11 protein-coding genes are annotated in these 17,822 nt (G+C 45.1%); 10 read left to right on the top strand and 1 reads right to left on the bottom strand.

The features are described 5' to 3' along the window. Window positions 1-145: 145 nt before the first annotated feature. From hrpB to CAG57_RS03525, 10 genes are all read left to right on the top strand, one after another. On the top strand, window positions 146-2,608 hold the full coding sequence (gene hrpB / locus CAG57_RS03570) for an ATP-dependent helicase HrpB (protein WP_161427688.1): 2,463 nt from the start codon (window positions 146-148) through the stop codon (window positions 2,606-2,608). Beyond that, complete coding sequence (mrcB, locus tag CAG57_RS03565; RefSeq protein ID WP_161427680.1) at window positions 2,605-4,932, top strand: penicillin-binding protein 1B; 2,328 nt, start codon at window positions 2,605-2,607, stop codon at window positions 4,930-4,932. The genes hrpB and mrcB overlap by 4 nt, the downstream gene beginning before the upstream one ends. Before the next feature lie 79 nt (window positions 4,933-5,011). Beyond that, complete coding sequence (locus CAG57_RS03560; protein ID WP_161427679.1) at window positions 5,012-7,282, top strand: patatin-like phospholipase family protein; 2,271 nt, start codon at window positions 5,012-5,014, stop codon at window positions 7,280-7,282. 236 nt (window positions 7,283-7,518) lie between these two features. After that, on the top strand, window positions 7,519-10,116 hold the full coding sequence (acnB, locus tag CAG57_RS03555) for a bifunctional aconitate hydratase 2/2-methylisocitrate dehydratase (RefSeq protein ID WP_161427678.1): 2,598 nt from the start codon (window positions 7,519-7,521) through the stop codon (window positions 10,114-10,116). Between the two features lie 126 nt (window positions 10,117-10,242). Then, complete coding sequence (locus tag CAG57_RS03550; protein ID WP_161427677.1) at window positions 10,243-10,614, top strand: YacL family protein; 372 nt, start codon at window positions 10,243-10,245, stop codon at window positions 10,612-10,614. A 197-nt stretch (window positions 10,615-10,811) separates the two neighbouring features. Beyond that, a complete protein-coding gene (gene glnK, locus CAG57_RS03545) occupies window positions 10,812-11,150 on the top strand; it encodes a P-II family nitrogen regulator (protein WP_099610606.1) in 339 nt (112 codons plus the stop codon). 26 nt (window positions 11,151-11,176) lie between these two features. After that, window positions 11,177-12,406 (top strand): ammonium transporter, encoded by a 1,230-nt coding sequence (locus tag CAG57_RS03540; RefSeq protein WP_099610687.1) that lies wholly within the window; start codon window positions 11,177-11,179, stop codon window positions 12,404-12,406. 139 nt (window positions 12,407-12,545) lie between these two features. Continuing rightward, window positions 12,546-13,559, top strand: coding sequence for a Fe(3+) ABC transporter substrate-binding protein (locus tag CAG57_RS03535; protein WP_161427676.1), 1,014 nt, complete (start codon window positions 12,546-12,548; stop codon window positions 13,557-13,559). Window positions 13,560-13,652: 93 nt separating this feature from the next. After that, entirely contained in the window at window positions 13,653-15,278 is a 1,626-nt protein-coding gene (locus CAG57_RS03530; protein ID WP_161427675.1) for an ABC transporter permease, read from the top strand. Beyond that, a complete protein-coding gene (locus CAG57_RS03525) occupies window positions 15,278-16,306 on the top strand; it encodes an ABC transporter ATP-binding protein (RefSeq protein ID WP_161427674.1) in 1,029 nt (342 codons plus the stop codon). Before CAG57_RS03530 ends, CAG57_RS03525 begins: the two co-directional genes overlap by 1 nt. Before the next feature lie 57 nt (window positions 16,307-16,363). On the opposite strand, the gene CAG57_RS03520 is transcribed toward CAG57_RS03525, so the two are convergent. Then, window positions 16,364-17,779, bottom strand: a complete 1,416-nt coding sequence (locus CAG57_RS03520; RefSeq protein ID WP_161427774.1) for a phosphoglucomutase/phosphomannomutase family protein — start codon at window positions 17,777-17,779, stop codon at window positions 16,364-16,366. Between the last annotated feature and the right edge of the window lie 43 nt (window positions 17,780-17,822).

Genomic DNA, 17,822 nt, shown 5'->3' with positions numbered 1-17,822 from the left:
CCTCTGCCTTGCATAAAGAAGCCACAAACGGCTGCGAAAATCGGCTCGAAAGGTCAACAGTCCCCAGAGATAAGCGATCGACAGGCTATTTATTCTCTAAACTTCTTATGTACAATGTGGCGCTCAGTTTAGAAAGGATGTCATGTTGTCAGATCTACCTATTGATGTTGTGATCCCAGAGTTACTAATGGCGATACAACATTCACCTCAAGTGATTCTTAAAGCCCCTCCCGGAGCGGGTAAATCAACACAACTTCCGTTAGCGTTGCTTCGTTCTTCGAATGTGAAGGGGAAGATCGTGATGCTGGAACCTCGACGATTAGCGGTGCGTAATATTGCTCGTTATTTAGCCCAGCAATTGGGTGAGAAGGTTGGCGAAAGTGTCGGCTATCGGATTCGAGGGGAAAGTAAAGTGAGCGCTCAGACGCGATTGGAGATCGTCACGGAAGGAATTTTGACTCGGATGATTCAACACGATCCTGAGCTAACTGGGATTGATATTTTGATCTTCGATGAGTTTCATGAGCGAAATCTGCATGCCGATATGGCACTCGCATTAAGCTTAGATATACAGATGGCGTTACGGGAAACTCTCACCATTGTAGTGATGTCTGCGACGTTAGATCAACAAGCATTGCAGACACTGTTACCACAAGCGCACGCTATTGAATCTTTAGGTCGTAGTTATCCGGTCGCGATCCACTACCAACCGATGCAAGATGCACATGGCCTAGTTTATGCCGTCGAGCATCAGATCCGGACTTTATTGGCTCAACAAGCTGGATCGCTATTGGCCTTTTTACCGGGCAGTGGAGCGATTCGTCAATTGCAAGAGCGATTGAGCGATCTGCCTGAAGCGATTGATGTGTGTCCTTTATATGGTCAATTACCTTTTTCTATCCAGCAACAAGCAATTGCTCCATCTCCCTCTGGGCGTCGTAAAGTGGTTTTAGCCACCAATATTGCTGAAACGTCACTGACTATTGAAGGGATTCGATTGGTGGTCGACAGTGGTTGGGAGCGTCGCGCCCGTTTTGATCCTAAAACCGGCATTACTCGTTTAGAGCAAGTACGCATCGCACAATCTTCTGCCGAGCAAAGAGCGGGACGAGCCGGTCGATTGGAAGCCGGGTTATGTGTTCGCCTATATAGTGAAGCACAATTTAATCAACAGCCATGGGTTCCGGAACCTGAGATTTTACATAGTGATCTGACTGCGTTAGCGCTGGAATTAGCACAATGGGGCACACAACAAGCCGATGAACTTAACTGGTTAAATGTACCGCCTCGCGCCGCTCTAGAACAGGCGCGTGATCTATTACGCACATTACAACTGATTGATGAACGAGGTCAGTTAACGGCAAAGGGACAAGCTGCCCATTGTTTAGGGATTGAACCACGTATGGCTGCTATGTTGCTCTGGGCCAAAGAAAAAGGGGCGAGATATTTAAATTCGGCCTTGGCATTGGCTGCCTTAATGGAAGAGCCAGAATATCAGGTCTTGGATTTACAGCACAGTTTACATCGTTGGCAGCAGGGGATACATCATAAAAGCAAGTTGATGGCGCAACGTGCCAAGGCATTGGCGCACACATTACACAGCCAATTTTCACTCAATCAGGTTGACAGTGAGTGTATGGCGGTGGCAGCTTGCTTTGCTTTTTCTGACCGAATTGCTCAGCAACGAGGGCAGTATGGGCATTATTTACTGGCGAATGGACATGGTGCTTTTGTGCATGAAACCCATCCGTTAGCCAGCCAAGGCTATTTATTGGCCGTTGATTTAATGCGTAGCCAACAGCAATCAAGTCAGATATTTTCAGCATTATCGCTTGAGATAGACTCCCTAGCTACCGAAATACCATCGCTCTTTTCTGAGCAAGAGTGGGTCGATTGGGATGAGAAGCAAGGGCGCTTAGTTGCGGAATGTCAACTGCGCATCGGGCATTTGATGGTTCGTCGTCGTGCTTTGGCTGAACCCAGCTTAGAAAAAATGACGCAAGCTTTGCTGAATTATGTCCAACGTAACGGACTTTCGGTATTGAATTGGAATACTGAGAGTCAAGAGTGGTTAGCGAGAGTTCGTTGTGCCAGTGAATGGTTACCCGAGGAAAACTGGCCTGATATGAGTGAGGATGGATTGTTAAGCGCCTTGGAACAATGGTTGGGCCCTTATTTAATCGGTCTTCGCACGGTAAAAGATTTGCATCAAGTCTCGGTTTTAGACGCTTTAGTGGCTTATGTGGCTTGGCCACTCAACCAGCAGTTGGATGAATGGTTACCGACGCATTACCAATTACCGACAGGAAATCGCAAGAAAATCCGTTATCAGCCTGCGAGTGATCCGGTGCTTTCCGTTCGAATGCAAGAGGTATTTGGTGAGCAACACTCACCATTGATAGCGAAAGGACGAGTGGGGTTGGTGATGGAATTATTATCTCCTGCTCAACGACCTTTGCAGGTGACGCGGGACTTAGCCAGTTTCTGGCAAGGGGCCTATCGTGATGTGCAGAAAGAGATGAAAGGCCGCTATCCTAAACATGTTTGGCCCGATGATCCGGCCAGCCACTGTGCGACAACAAAAACAAAACGGCACTTAAAATCATGACCAAGAAAAAAACACCGACCAAGCGGCCAAGCAGTAGAAAAAAGGCCCCCTCAAAACCTAAAAAAACCTCATGGGGATTACGTTTATGGGGCGTGTTTTGGAAAGGATCATTAGCGTTTTCGGCTGTGTTGCTTGTGAGTGGATTGTACTTAAATAGTGTTGTGAAACAACGCTTTGATGGCCAGCTATTCGATTTGCCGACTGTGGTTTATGCGCGAATTTTAACCTTACAGCCGGGTGATAAAATTACCTTGCCAGAAGTTCGTAATGAGCTCGATGTCTTGAATTATCGTAAAGTGGCTCAGCCCCGTTTCCCCGGTGAGTATTCGGCATCGTCAAGCAAAATTGAGTTGATCCGTCGCCCATTTGAATTTTCTGATGGCCCTGAACCGGATCGCCATGTCATGTTATCTTTTGACCAACACTCATTACTCCGCATTCAATCACTTGAGCAACGAGGCCAGCTCGGCTATCTACGTCTCGACCCGAAAATGCTCGGTATGTTAGAAAAAGATGTGATTGAACAACGGCTCTTTTTACGGCGCGAACAATTTCCAGAAGTGATGGTGGATGCCCTATTAGCCACGGAAGATCGCTACTTTTACCAGCATGATGGTATTTCTCCTTTTTCGATAGCGAGAGCGATGTTGGCCAATCTAAAAGCGGGACGCACCGTTCAAGGGGGAAGTACTCTGACGCAGCAGTTAGCGAAGAATATCTTTTTATCCAGTGAACGGACGTTATGGCGTAAATTGCGCGAAGCCTATATCGCCTTAATTATTGATTACCGCTATAGCAAAGATCGTATTTTAGAAGCTTACCTTAACGAAGTTTATCTTGGTCAAAATGGCAAAGAGGCTATCCATGGTTTTGGGCTCGCCTCTCGGCTCTATTTTGGCCAACCGCTACCAGAGCTAAGAATTGATCAGCTTGCTTTGTTAGTGGGGATGGTGAAAGGGCCATCTTATTACCAACCGGCACGTTATCCTGAGCGAGCCAAAGAGCGACGTGATTTAGTATTAAAATTAATGCTGGAACAAAATATTCTAACTGCTAAGCAGTATGAACAGGCTGTTTCTCGCCCATTGGATGTTCAGAAACATCCACATATCGCCAGTCGACAACCGGCTTATTTCCAACAACTCGCCATTGAGCTAAAACAAAAAGTAGGAACACGATTTGAAACCGACAAAGGGTTGCGAGTCTTTACCTCATTAGATCCCGTATCCCAGGAAAAACTAGAACAAGCTATTTCTCACCAAGTTTCAATACTTGCGCCAAAAGCGGGTCACCAATTAGAAGCGGCGGCGATTGCCGTGGATCGTTCCAGTGGTGAAATTCGCGCCATGGTCGGTGGAAAACGCACCGGATACGATGGTTTTAACCGAGCCTTAAATGCTAGTCGTCCAATCGGATCGCTGGTTAAACCTGCGGTTTACCTGACCGCATTAGCCCAGCCAGATAAATATCACCTTGCGAGCACTTTAATCGATAAACCGATCAGCTTAAAAGGCAGTGGGGGCACGGTATGGACTCCTCGTAATTTTGATCGGCAATATCGAGGTGAGGTACCGTTATATCAAGCTCTCGCTCAATCATTGAATGTTCCTACCGTGCAGTTGGGAATGTCATTAGGCATTGATGCGGTGTCTAATACATTGCAGCAATTGGGGGTTAATCGGCATGAAATTCGTCCGGTTCCATCTATGTTTTTAGGATCGTTTTCGTTAACACCTTATCAAGTCGCTCAGATGTATCAGACGATCACCAATGCTGGTAAAAAAGCCCCGCTGTCTGCCCTTCGATCGGTATTGGATCTTCAAGGCAATGTGCTTTATCAATCGATTCCTAAAGCCTCTCAGGTTGTAGATCAGCAAGCGGCATGGTTGACGACTTACGCGATGAAACAAGGGGTAAAGCAAGGGACAGGGCGTTACTTGAATCAGCAATTTGCTTGGGCTTCCTTAGCGGGAAAAACGGGAACCAGTAGTGATCGTCGTGACAGTTGGTTTGTTGGTGTTGATGGGCGAGAAGTAACCACCATTTGGCTTGGTCGAGATGATAATCAACCAACGCAATTAACGGGATCGAGTGGAGCGCTACGAGTGTATGCTGAATACTTACAGCATCGGATTCCTGAACAATTATTGCTCCCTTGGCCACAGGGAATGAGTACTTTTGGTTTCAGCGCCACTCCGTCTGGGGCATTTGTACTCGATTGCGATAGTCACTTTACTTTGCCAGTTTGGGATAAGTCAGGCAATTTAAAACAACAGTGTGAGAATCGCCCCAAAGAATGGTTGAAAAACATCTTTCGATGGTAGCTGGGCACGTTTATAGTGAGTTGATTGGAAAGGACGAGAGGAATTCGATGTGAGAGGTGGGCGATTCGGGATTATAGGAATGATAAGCATCACTTTATCTTGCTTTTCTTGGGCGCAGGATGAGCGTATTCAACCCATAGCATTAAGTCATTCTCGTCCGGTTATCGCTCTTGTTCTTGCTGGTGGGGGAGCTAAAGGTGCCGCTCACATGGGCGTGATTAAAGCGCTAGAAGAAATGAAAGTACCAGTAGATATTGTACTTGGCACTAGCATGGGAGCGTATGTTGCAGGGCTCTATGCTACGGGAATGGATGCTGAAGAAATTGAAAGCGTTATCTATAGTGTCGATTGGCAATTGGGGTATCGTGATCGTGTCAGCCGTAGTCAGCGACGAGTTCGTGATAAAGAGTATGAAGACCGTTATCAATTAACCACTGATTTAGGTTTTGGCTGGGATGGTATTCGTGCGCCTCGGGGCGTGGTTCAAGGGCAAAGTATGCTGCGTATTTTGCGTGAAACCTCAGGTAACCTCGCGAAATTAGACTCATTTGATGATTTGGTTATCCCGTATCGAGCGGTCGCGACCGATATTATTGAAATGCAGCCCGTGGTATTAGATAAAGGCTACTTGGTCGATGCAATGATGGCCAGCATGTCGGTTCCTGGTGCGCTACCGCCTTACGATATTGATGGTCGCTGGCTGGTTGACGGCGGGGTGACCAATAATATGCCTGTGGATGTGGCTAAAGCGATGGGCGCGGATGTCGTGATTGCGGTCGACATTAGTTCCGATTATAAGCAGCAAGAGTCATTTAGTAGCTTTTTAAGTGCCGCGAACCAGCTATCTAATTACCTTGTGCGACGTACCACTGAGCGCCAAAATTCTTATTTGAGCGAGCAAGATATTTTACTCAAGCCCAATGTCGGGCTGATGGAAACGACCGAATTTCATAAAATGCCCGATGCCTTTATTGAAGGTTATCAAACGGCGTCAGCGCACCAGCAACAATTACAGAAGCTCGCTTTGAGTAGCGCTCAGTATCAAGATTACATTGATGCTAAAGAACAGCGTCGCCGAAAGCTGCAATACGGCGATCAGTTAACGGTCGATAATATTGCGATTCGTAACCACTCTCATTACAGCGACTTACTGTTAAAAAATAGACTGAATTTAGCGCAAGATATGGCGCTCAGTACCGAAGAGATTGAAGCAAGTATTGATCGACTTTATGCGTTAGACCGATTTAAACTTGTTCGTTATCAGTATGAGCAAGCCGATGAAAAAAATAACTTATTAATTGATGTTTACGAGAAAGGTTGGGGCCCTAATTACTTAAATTTTCGCTTTTTTTTAGAAGATGATTTTAGCACCACCAGTCAATACTCTTTAGGTGCATCTTTGAATTTTACCGATCTTGGTTCTCAGGGGGCGGAGTTGGCACTTAATATCGATTTGGGAACCGATAAACAATTAGAGGCTGAACTTTACTCACCGCTGTTCTCGAGTCAAAAAACCTTTATTGCAGTGACTGGGCGTTATCGCGATGATAACCGCCAAGTTCCCTATGATGATTTATTTGAAAATACCGGACTTTCTGCGACGCGCAATTATATACCTATCTCTTATCGTACCTTGACCGGTGAGGTGGCATTGGGGTATCAACAAACCTTGTGGCGTCAATTAAGAGTGGGTGCACGTTATATTGATGGTAAGGCTGAGCCTTCAACTATCCCTGATTATGGGCATGCCACTTTTACTCGCCAAGGAGTATTTGTCAATTTTCGCATTGATTCACTAGATGATTTTAGTATGCCACGTGAAGGTAACTACATTGATCTTGAATATGTTATCTCACACGATGATGTGCATGATCTGATCGATCAAACCAATAACAGCTCTGATACGGTGTATGATATTTCCGCCAAGTTGATGTCGGCAAAAAGTTTTGGCCGTCATACGTTGGTTGCTAATTTAGACTACGGAGAAGTGAGGAGCAAAAACTCGATAACCCCAGTGGAGCCGAAAACCATTGGTGGCTTTTTAAATCTTTCAGGGATCCCTCGTAATAGTTTGATCGGACAAAATAAAGCGTATACGAGTTTGGTTTACCGTTATCGTTGGTTTGATAACGATTTCGGTTTATTTACTTCCCCGGTCTATTTGGGGGCCTCTTTAGAGTATGGTGGGATTTGGTCAGAGCCAAAAGTCAATATTGATAATGCCCCTATGTATGTTGCGAGTTCGATTTTCGCTGGGGTTGATTCTCCGATAGGCCCGATCATGTTTGGTTACGGCCGAACAGAACAAAATTTTGATGCGTTCTACCTGATTGTAGGAAGCACTTTTTAAGGCATAGAGGGCGGGAGTGAGGATAAACTTTCGTCTTAACTTGCTATGTTGGTCAACATGATGAGATTTTAATTTATCGTTAAATTTGCTATTCTATTGTCCACAGTTTGGCCTCTAGGGCGCTGTTTCTCAGTCAAATTTGAATGAAAACATGGGCAACGGAGAGCCAAGTTTCCAAGGATGTTCACTCACCTTTTAATAATAATTTGGGTGAACCGCAATGAGAGGAAAAAGTCGTGCTTGAAGCCTACCGTAAACACGTCGCAGAGCGTGCTGCTGAAGGAGTTGTCCCCAAACCTTTAGATGCAGAGCAAGTTGCTGGACTTGTTGAGCTATTGAAAAATCCCCCGCAGGGTGAGGAAGCTTTTATTCTTGACCTGCTTGAAAACCGCATCCCGCCCGGTGTTGACGAAGCTGCTTACGTGAAAGCGGGTTTTTTAACCGCGATAACCCAAGGTGAAGTTTCTTCCCCTCTAATCAGTCGTGAAAAAGCGGCTAAACTACTCGGCACCATGCAGGGTGGATATAATATTGAGCCGCTGGTCTCGCTGCTTGATGATAATGAGCTTGCGCCGATTGCTGCAACAGCCCTTTCTCACACCTTACTGATGTTTGATGCTTTCTACGATGTCGAAGAAAAAGCACAAAACGGTAATCTGTTTGCGAAACAGGTGATGCAATCCTGGGCTGAGGCTGAGTGGTTCCTCGCCAAACCCGCACTCGCAGAAAAAATCACCTTAACCGTGTTTAAAGTGACCGGTGAAACCAACACCGATGACTTATCGCCAGCGCCAGATGCTTGGTCTCGGCCTGATATTCCTGTCCATGCCTTAGCCATGCTTAAAAATGAGCGAGAAGGCATCGAACCTGATGATGCGGGAAAAATAGGCCCTATCAAACAAATTGAAGCATTAAAAGCACAAGGGCATCAATTAGTTTATGTGGGAGATGTCGTCGGAACTGGCTCTTCACGTAAGTCTGCGACTAACTCGGTACTTTGGTTTATGGGCGATGATATTCCGTTCGTTCCGAATAAACGTGCTGGTGGTTATGTTCTCGGTGGAAAAATCGCCCCAATCTTCTTTAACACAATGGAAGATGCTGGAGCACTGCCTATCGAGGTGGATGTATCCAAACTCAATATGGGAGATGTGATTGATATCTACCCTTATGAGGGAAAAGTATGCCATCACCAAACCGGAGAAATACTGGCTAACTTTACATTAAAAACCGATGTGCTGATTGATGAAGTTCGCGCGGGAGGGCGTATTCCGCTGATCATCGGACGAGGGTTGACCGATAAAGCGCGTGAGTCATTGGGTTTAGAACCGTCGACGGTGTTCCGTCGTCCATCTCCGATTGCAGAAAGCAACAAAGGCTTTACCTTAGCACAAAAAATGGTGGGTAAAGCCTGTGGCGTCAAGGGAATTCGCCCTGGAACCTACTGCGAACCTAAGATGACTACGGTTGGGTCGCAAGATACCACTGGGCCGATGACTCGAGATGAACTGAAAGATCTGGCGTGTCTTGGTTTTTCAGCCGATCTGGTGATGCAGTCTTTTTGTCATACCTCAGCTTATCCAAAACCGGTTGATGTCAATACGCACCATACGTTACCGGACTTTATTATGAATCGAGGTGGGGTTTCACTGCGCCCTGGAGATGGGGTGATTCACTCTTGGTTAAACCGCATGCTGCTGCCTGATACCGTAGGTACAGGCGGGGACTCACACACCCGTTTTCCATTAGGGATTTCATTTCCAGCTGGCTCGGGTTTAGTGGCGTTTGCTGCTGCTACCGGTGTCATGCCTTTGGATATGCCAGAATCGATTTTGGTCCGTTTTAAAGGCAAAATGCAGTCGGGTATTACCTTACGAGACTTAGTCCATGCCATTCCTTATTACGGTATTAAGCAAGGGCTACTGACGGTTGAAAAAGCAGGGAAAATTAATGAATTCTCTGGCCGAGTGCTAGAAATTGAGGGAGTGGAACACCTAACGGTTGAGCAAGCGTTTGAGTTGTCTGATGCTTCTGCTGAACGTTCGGCGGCGGGCTGTACCGTCAAATTATCCCAAGAATCGATTGCGGAATACCTGAATTCCAATATCACCATGCTCAAATGGATGATCGCTGAAGGCTATGGTGATCGTCGTACGATTGAGCGTCGTATTAAAGCGATGGAAGAGTGGCTGGCCAATCCGCAGTTGATGGAAGCAGATAAAGACGCGGAATATGCGCACGTGATTGAGATCGATTTGGCTGACATTAAAGAGCCGATTCTTTGTGCACCCAATGATCCTGATGATGCTCGGCTACTTTCTGAGTGCGCAGGGACTAAGATCGATGAAGTGTTTATTGGTTCTTGTATGACCAATATTGGTCATTTCCGCGCTGCTGGTAAATTGATTGAAAAATATAACGGTCAACTTGAGACGCGTCTTTGGGTTGCACCACCGACTAAGATGGATCGAGATCAACTGACCGAAGAAGGCTATTACGGCATCTTTGGGCGGGCAGGGGTTCGCATTGAAACACCGGGATGTTCTCTCTGCATGGGTAACCAAGCTCGTGTTGCAGATAAAGCGACCGTTATGTCAACCTCAACGCGTAATTTCCCGAACCGGCTTGGAACTGGGGCAAACGTTTATTTGGCTTCTGCCGAACTTTCAGCCGTTGGCGCAATTCTTGGTCGAATTCCAACCATGGATGAATATTTAGCGTATGCCAAGCAAATTGATGCGACCGCTGCGGATACTTACCGTTACTTGAACTTTCATTTGATGCCACATTATACCAAGAAGGCTGAAAGTGTGATTATTCAGCAAGCAGTCTAAGCTTTACGCTTAATCTGGCCGCCTCCGTTGAGGCGGTTTTTTTATGGATATTGATTTCTTCCAGGTCTACATCGGCAAGGTTTTTTTGTATCATGCACGCGACAGTTATTAGGATGGCGATAAGCGATGGAGTATCAATTTATCCGTAATACCTTACTGGGACAGTATAGTGTGCGTTGTGAGATGGGGTTTGAAGTTATTGCACGTTGGTTGCAAGACGAAATAGCAGCGGAGTGCACGAAAATTGATCAGGTCATGCACCTGATTAAACTGGCTCAGCAACAGCCTAATCAAGAGCAATATTTAGTTGGACAAGAAATATCTCTGCTGATTCAAGGAGATGAGGTAACGATCCAAGAGAATATTTTGTTACAAGAACAGGAGCTACTGAGTGATGAAGCATTTGGCTTCTACGATTGTGAAAGTTTTGCCCAATGTGGTTTAGACGATTTTCAGCAGTTATTAGTAGGATGGCGAAAGTTTGTAACTGAGCGTTGAGCCGAGTGTTGCACCGATATGGTGACAACGATTCACGTTGCTTTATATCAGGGAAATAGGCGCACCGTTATGGTGCGTTTATTGTTTTTTATGACGATAATATTTAATCTTTTCCTTTTTATTCAATATGTTAAAAAGTTGGCACGTACCTTGGATTAACTGAAGTGTAAATGGATTACTGCTTCAGAGAGGATACGATGAAACTGATTAACGCCATAATTAAACCCTTTAAACTCGATGATGTACGTGAAGCCTTAGCCGATGTCGGCATTGAAGGTATGACCGTTGCTGAAGTGAAAGGCTTTGGACGTCAGAAAGGACATACCGAGCTTTACCGTGGAGCGGAGTATCAGGTGGACTTTCTACCTAAAGTAAAAATCGAGATTGCCACTCAAGCGGATAATGTTGATCGAGTGTTGGAAGCGATCATCAAAGCCGCTCATACCGGGAAAATCGGTGACGGGAAAATATTTGTTTATGACTTGAGCCACGCTGTTCGCATTCGTACCGGCGAGACTGATGGCGAAGCACTTTAATATTCAAAGGATTGGAGATAATGACTATGGATTTGTCAGTGACAGTAACAGAACTGCGCTACGCACTGGATACCTTCTTTTTCTTGATTTCTGGCGCGTTAGTGATGTGGATGGCTGCCGGTTTTGCCATGTTAGAAGCCGGATTAGTTCGTTCAAAAAACACCACAGAAATTTTAACGAAAAACTTTGTATTATATGCCATTGCTTGTACAACTTATTTAATCGTCGGCTATAACATCATGTATGTAGGGAATAGTGAAGGGGGGTGGCTACCATCCATTGGTACGCTGATCGGCAGTCAAGATGCAGGGGCAGATCACTCGCTAGAATCTGATTTCTTTTTTCAAGTTGTTTTTGTTGCAACCGCCATGTCGGTGGTTTCAGGCGCGGTAGCTGAACGTATGAAGTTGTGGGCTTTTTTAATTTTTGCGGTGGTGCTTACCTCGTTCATTTACCCAATACATGGTTATTGGACATGGGGTGGTGGTTTCTTAGCGCAAGCCGGATTTAGTGACTTTGCTGGTTCTGGTATTGTTCATATGGCTGGGGCTTCGGCAGCACTCGCAGGCGTTTTATTACTGGGGGCTCGTAAAGGGAAATACGGTAAAAATGGCCAAATTTATCCGATACCGGGGTCAAATATGCCATTAGCGACATTAGGTACCTTCATTTTGTGGTTTGGTTGGTTTGGTTTCAACGGTGGCTCACAACTAATGGTTTCTGATTTTGAAAACGCGACCGCGGTAGGACAAATCTTCCTTAATACCAATGCCGCGGCTGCTGCCGGAGCGATTGCTGCACTTATGGTGTGTAAAACGACTTGGGGCAAAGCTGATTTAACGATGGTACTCAATGGAGCATTAGCCGGTTTGGTTGCGATTACAGCGGATCCACTATCTCCTTCTCCGCTCTATTCAGTGGCGATAGGTGCAGTGTCAGGTGTGATTGTTGTGTTTAGTATTATTGCGCTGGATAAGCTTAAAATTGATGATCCCGTTGGGGCGATTTCAGTACACGGCGTGTGTGGTTTCTTTGGCTTAATGGTTGTGCCACTGAGTAATGGTGATGCGAGCTTTAGTGCTCAGTTCATCGGCGCGGCGGTTATTTTTGCTTGGGTTTTCATGGCAAGTTTAGTGGTATGGGGAATGCTTAAAGCCACCATGGGGATCCGCGTTTCTGAGGAAGAAGAGTTGGAAGGGATGGATGTTCATGACTGTGGCGTCGATGCTTACCCTGAATTTGTTACTCTAAAGTAATAATTGGTTACAAATACATTGCAAAAGCTTGCTTTTATAGCAGGCTTTTTTATTTTTCCACGATTGTTTTATTCAGTTTGAACAATATAATGAGTGAAATTGATAAGTGTTATCATTATTAATAATAAAGGACTGAACCATGAAAAAACTCCTCACGCTTACTGCCATTGCATGTAGTACCTTATCGCCAGCGGTAATCGCTGCACAAGAAGTCAATGTCTACTCCTATCGGCAGCCTTTTCTGGTTGAGCCAATGTTTGATGAATTTACGAAAGAAACGGGGATTAAAGTCAACGTTATGTTTGCCAAAACCGGAATCGCTGAAAAATTGGTTCAGGAAGGTGAATATAGCCCCGCCGATGTTATTCTAACCGTTGATATTAGTCGCTTAGCGGAACTAACTGATAAAGGGTTATTGCAACCGGTCTCCAGTGAACTTATCGAAGCAAACATTCCCGCGCAATACCAAGATAAGGAAAATGAATGGTTTGCATTAACGACGCGAACTCGGAGTGTTTATTCTTCTCGTGATCGAGTCGGTCAGTTGGGCGATGCTTTTAACTATGCTGATTTAGCAAACCCCGAGTTTAAAGGAAAAGTTTGTACACGAAGCGGTAAGCACCCTTATAACGTGTCGTTGGTCTCAGCCATGATTGCTCATCATGGTGAAGCGGAAACGAAACAGTGGCTAAAAGGGGTAAAAGCGAACTTAGCTCGTAAACCACAAGGTAATGATCGCGGTCAAGTGAAAGCGATTAAAGAGGGATTGTGTGATGTTTCACTGGGTAATAGTTATTATCTTGGCGCGATGATCAATGATCCTGAGCAAAAAGCATGGGCGGATTCGGTTTATATTAATTTCCCCAATCAACAGACCACAGGAACACATGTCAATATTTCAGGTATGGCAATGGCAAAGTATGCGCCAAATAAAGAGAATGCATTAAAACTGATGGAATTTTTGACCGGTGATAAAGCGCAGCAGATGTATGCTGAAGTTAATTTTGAGTATCCAGTCAAGCCAGGTGTAGCTCGCTCTGCCTTAGTGGCTTCTTGGGGGGACTTTAAAGCGGATACGATTTCACTCGATGAGATTGCATCACATCATAACACCGCGGTGAAGCTGTTGGATGAAGTGAAGTTTGATCTGTAATTAAATTGGTTAGCTAATGCTCGGGATGATTAAAACCGATAGCAGATGCTTTGAAGGATACGGCTATGCCATCAAGTTTTGTCGTTTTTGACGATGAATGAAAAACAATTCCTATGGAAAACCAGTAGTGGTGTTTTGGCGCTGCTACTGGTTTTGCCTATTTTAGCTATTTTCTATACCGCTGTTGGGGAAAGTGATGCGTTATTTGCTCATCTAATGACCACTGTAATGCCGACCTATATCTGGAATACATTGTTATTAACCTTCGGAGTTATGCTGTGTTCCTTTTTACTTGGTCTTCCAGCGGCTTGGCTAATGGCAATGTGCCGTTTACCCAGTGAAAAGTATTTGCAATGGGCGTTGGTTTTACCGTTAGCTATGCCTGGTTACCTGATCGGCTATATCTATACCGACTGGTTTGATTTCGCAGGCCCGGTGCAGATTTTTCTACGAGAGATAACCGGATGGGCGGCGGGAGATTACTGGTTTCCCAATATTCGCACCGTGGCCGGTGCTGTTATGGTGTTGTCACTGGTTTTATACCCTTATGTTTATTTACTCTGTCGTGCCGCTTTTATGGAACAGAGTGTCTCGTTGCTACAAAGTGCTCGGTTATTGAAATGTAGCCCATGGGAAAGTTTTAGACGTATCTCTTTGCCATTGGCTCGTCCTTCTATAGCCGTCGGGCTTGCTTTAGTGGCCATGGAAACGATAGGTGACTTTGGTACGGTTAGCTATTTTGCGGTCAATACCTTAACTACCGCGGTGTATGATACTTGGCTGGGATACTCTAATTTAAATGCAGCAGCGAAGATTTCAGCCCTGATGCTGTTTATTATTGTGCTATTACTGAGTGGTGAGCGATACAGTCGGCGTAAACAGAAGTTATTTCAAACTCAGTTTAATAGTCATGAAGATTGTCGTTACGCCTTAACGGGATGGAAAAAGTGGTTAGGGTTAATATGGTGTTGGGGGCTCGTCTTGGTCGCCTTTGTCTTACCTTTACTGCAGTTGTTCCATTACGCCTTGATCTATTTTTCTGTCAGTTGGACAGCCGAGTTTCGCCAATTTGCTTTCAATAGTTTTACGGTTGCTATTTTTGCGGCAATTACTGCGGTTATGGTCGCTTTAGTGATGAATTTTAACGTTCGTCTGCATACAAACAAATGTTCATTGATCTATATGCGTATCGCTGCTTTGGGGTATGCCGTGCCTGGAACGGTGCTTGCAATCGGGATTATGATGCCGGTATTAATGATCGATCATGGGGTGAATGACGTAGCGAAGTGGTTAAATTGGGGGCGGCCCGGTTTAATTTTTTCAGGTTCAATGTTCGCCATTATTTTTGCGATGGTGGTGAGGTTTTCTGCTGTGGCGATAGGCAGTATTGAAACCAGCCTCAATAAAGTATCACCATCGCTGGACATGGCAGCCAGAACAATGGGATGTAATGCCAATCGCATGCTTTGGCGTGTCCATTTTCCTCTCGTCAAGCGTGGGATATTGATTGCTGGGCTATTGGTGTTTATTGAATCGATGAAAGAACTCAACGCCGCGTTATTGTTGCGCCCATTCAATTTTGAAACGTTAGCCACCTATGTGTATAACTACGCCTCAGATGAGCGGTTAGAAATAGCAGCAATGCCTGCGATCCTGCTTGTGTTGGTCGGATTGATTCCTTTACTTATCGTTAACCGTTCACTGGAGCAAAAACACTAATGAATAGTGCTTTATTGATTAACAATCTCTCTTGCCAATATGAGGATCAAGTTATATTAGAATCCTTATCATTAGAGGTGGAAAGTGGGCAAATCGTCTGTTTACTTGGAGCCAGTGGCTGTGGAAAAACCACTTTATTGAAAGCGATAGCCGGCTTATTACCTCTCAGCTCCGGTGAAATGCACCTCAATGGTCGGCTTATCGACAATGGCCGACATTGGGTGCCACCCGAGCAACGAAACATTGGCATGATTTTTCAAGATTATGCATTATTCCCACATTTAACGGTGGCTGAAAATGTAGCGTTTGGTTTGCGTGGCCTTGAGCGTGATAAGGTTCAGGAAAAAGTCGCAGAAATGCTTGAACTAGTCCATTTAGGAACTTTTGCTGAGCGTTATCCACACCAGTTATCGGGAGGACAACAGCAACGTGTCGCTATCGCTCGTTCACTGGCTTATAAACCCGATCTGTTACTGCTTGATGAGCCTTTTTCGAATATTGATACTCAAGTTCGGCATGAATTGATTATTGAAATTCGCAAGTTATTTAAGGCGCAAGGGGTGACCGCTATTTTTGTGACTCACAGCCGAGAAGAAGCGTTTGCCTTTGCTGATAAAATGGCGGTGATGAATCGAGGTGTGATTGAACAGATTGGTACTGCTTCTGAGCTGTATTATCGTCCAACGAGCCGATTTGTGGCAGATTTTTTAGGGGGTGGTCGTTATTTGCCGGCTCGCCGCGTCGATGCAGCGCATTACCAGACTCATTTCGGAATGCTAAAGGCATTAGCACAGCGACCGATTCAACAAGATCAGGCGTGTGATTTATTACTGCGTCCACAACATGTACATATTCAACCGGATCCTTCTAGCTCGATTGTCGTGCTTGAACAACAGTTTATGGGGGATCACTGCCGTTATCTGATAGATGTTGAGGGCCTGACATTACTTGCGACCGCAACAACGGAGATTGCTATCGGTCAGCCAGTTGCGGTGACGATTGATCAACAAGGGCTTTTGGCTTTTTAAATGGCATAAATTAGCCCAGCATCAAGCTGGGCCATGGCTAATCAGGTTGGTCATTTCTTATGATAAAGAGAGAAATGTTTTCATCTGATTTAACACTTGTTCTGCCGTCGCTTTATCTTCCATCTCAGCAAAAATTCGCAATAGGGGTTCAGTGCCAGAAAAACGAGCAATCACCCAACCGCCATTTTTAAAGTATACTTTTGCGCCATCGGCATAACTGACTTTTTCTACCTCATAAGCAAAATCGGGCAGTTGTTTCTCGACGTAGATTTTGTGATAAAGGGTCGCTTTTTCATCTGCTTTAAAAGTGCAATCCCCTTCTGCGGTATAGGCATAGCCGTAGCGATGGTAAATTTCATCCAGCAACTCTGAGAGCTTTTTGCCGGTCACGCTGAGCATTTCCACCAATAAACTGGAGGCAAACACGCCATCTTTACCTTTGATATGACCTCGGATGGTTAAGCCGCCGGAGCTTTCACCACCAATCAAAGAATCATCGGCTTCCATTTGTGAAGAGATATGTTTAAAGCCAACGGGAACTTCAAAGCATTGTTCACCGTGGTCGGCGGCAATTTTATCCAGCAGGTGGGTGGTCGCAATATTGCGCACCACGGAACCTTTCCAGCCTTTATACTCTAATAAATAGTAATAGAGCAGGATCAGTACTTCATTGGGGTGAATAAAATTGCCTTTCTCATCGATGATCCCCAGCCGGTCGGCATCACCATCGGTGCCGATCCCAATATCGTAGCCTTCATTTTTAACCAGATGTTGTAAGCGATAAAGGGTGGCGGCACTGGGGGAAGGCATCAGCCCACCAAAGTCAGGGTTTTTGCCATCATTGATCACATCGACATCACAGCGACCATTAATCAAAACCGTTTGGAGTGCATTTTTGGCAACACCAAACATTGGGTCGATCAACACGCGTAAGTTCGCTTTTTTAATCGCTTCGATATCAATGGCATTGATGATTGAATCGACAAATTCGTTCATGGGGTTGATGAGCATGACTTGCTGCTGGTTGACGGCATGCTCAAAGTCTATAGAACGAACATCTTCAGTGCTTAAATTGGCAATTTGTTGTTCAATTTTTTGGGTGATGATCTCATCGGCATCTCGTCCACCACGAATAAAAATTTTGATACCATTATAATCGGCTGGGTTATGTGAAGCGGTAATGCAGGCGGAATAGGCACAATCCATCGCTTTGGCTTTAAACATAACCACCGGAGTAGGGACAAATTTATTAATAAAACTCACGACAATACCGTTTCCAGCTAACACTTCTGCAAACCAGCGTCCGGCTTTATCGGATAAAAAACGTCGATCATAGCCAATCACAAATCCAGACTGAGCGACTTGCTCCGCATTGATAATATTGGCTAGTGCTTGAGCAACTAAACGAACGTTGTCTTTGGTAAACTCTTCACCAATAAAGGCTCGCCAGCCACCAGTACCAAATTGAATCATTTATTGTACTCCTTGTATGGGCGCAGTATCACTGCGCCCAGAA

The organism is Vibrio sp. V30_P3S12P165 (genome assembly GCF_009904905.1).
Taxonomy (GTDB): Bacteria; Pseudomonadota; Gammaproteobacteria; order Enterobacterales; family Vibrionaceae; genus Vibrio; species Vibrio fujianensis.
This window is presented reverse-complemented; position numbering and strand designations above follow the sequence as displayed.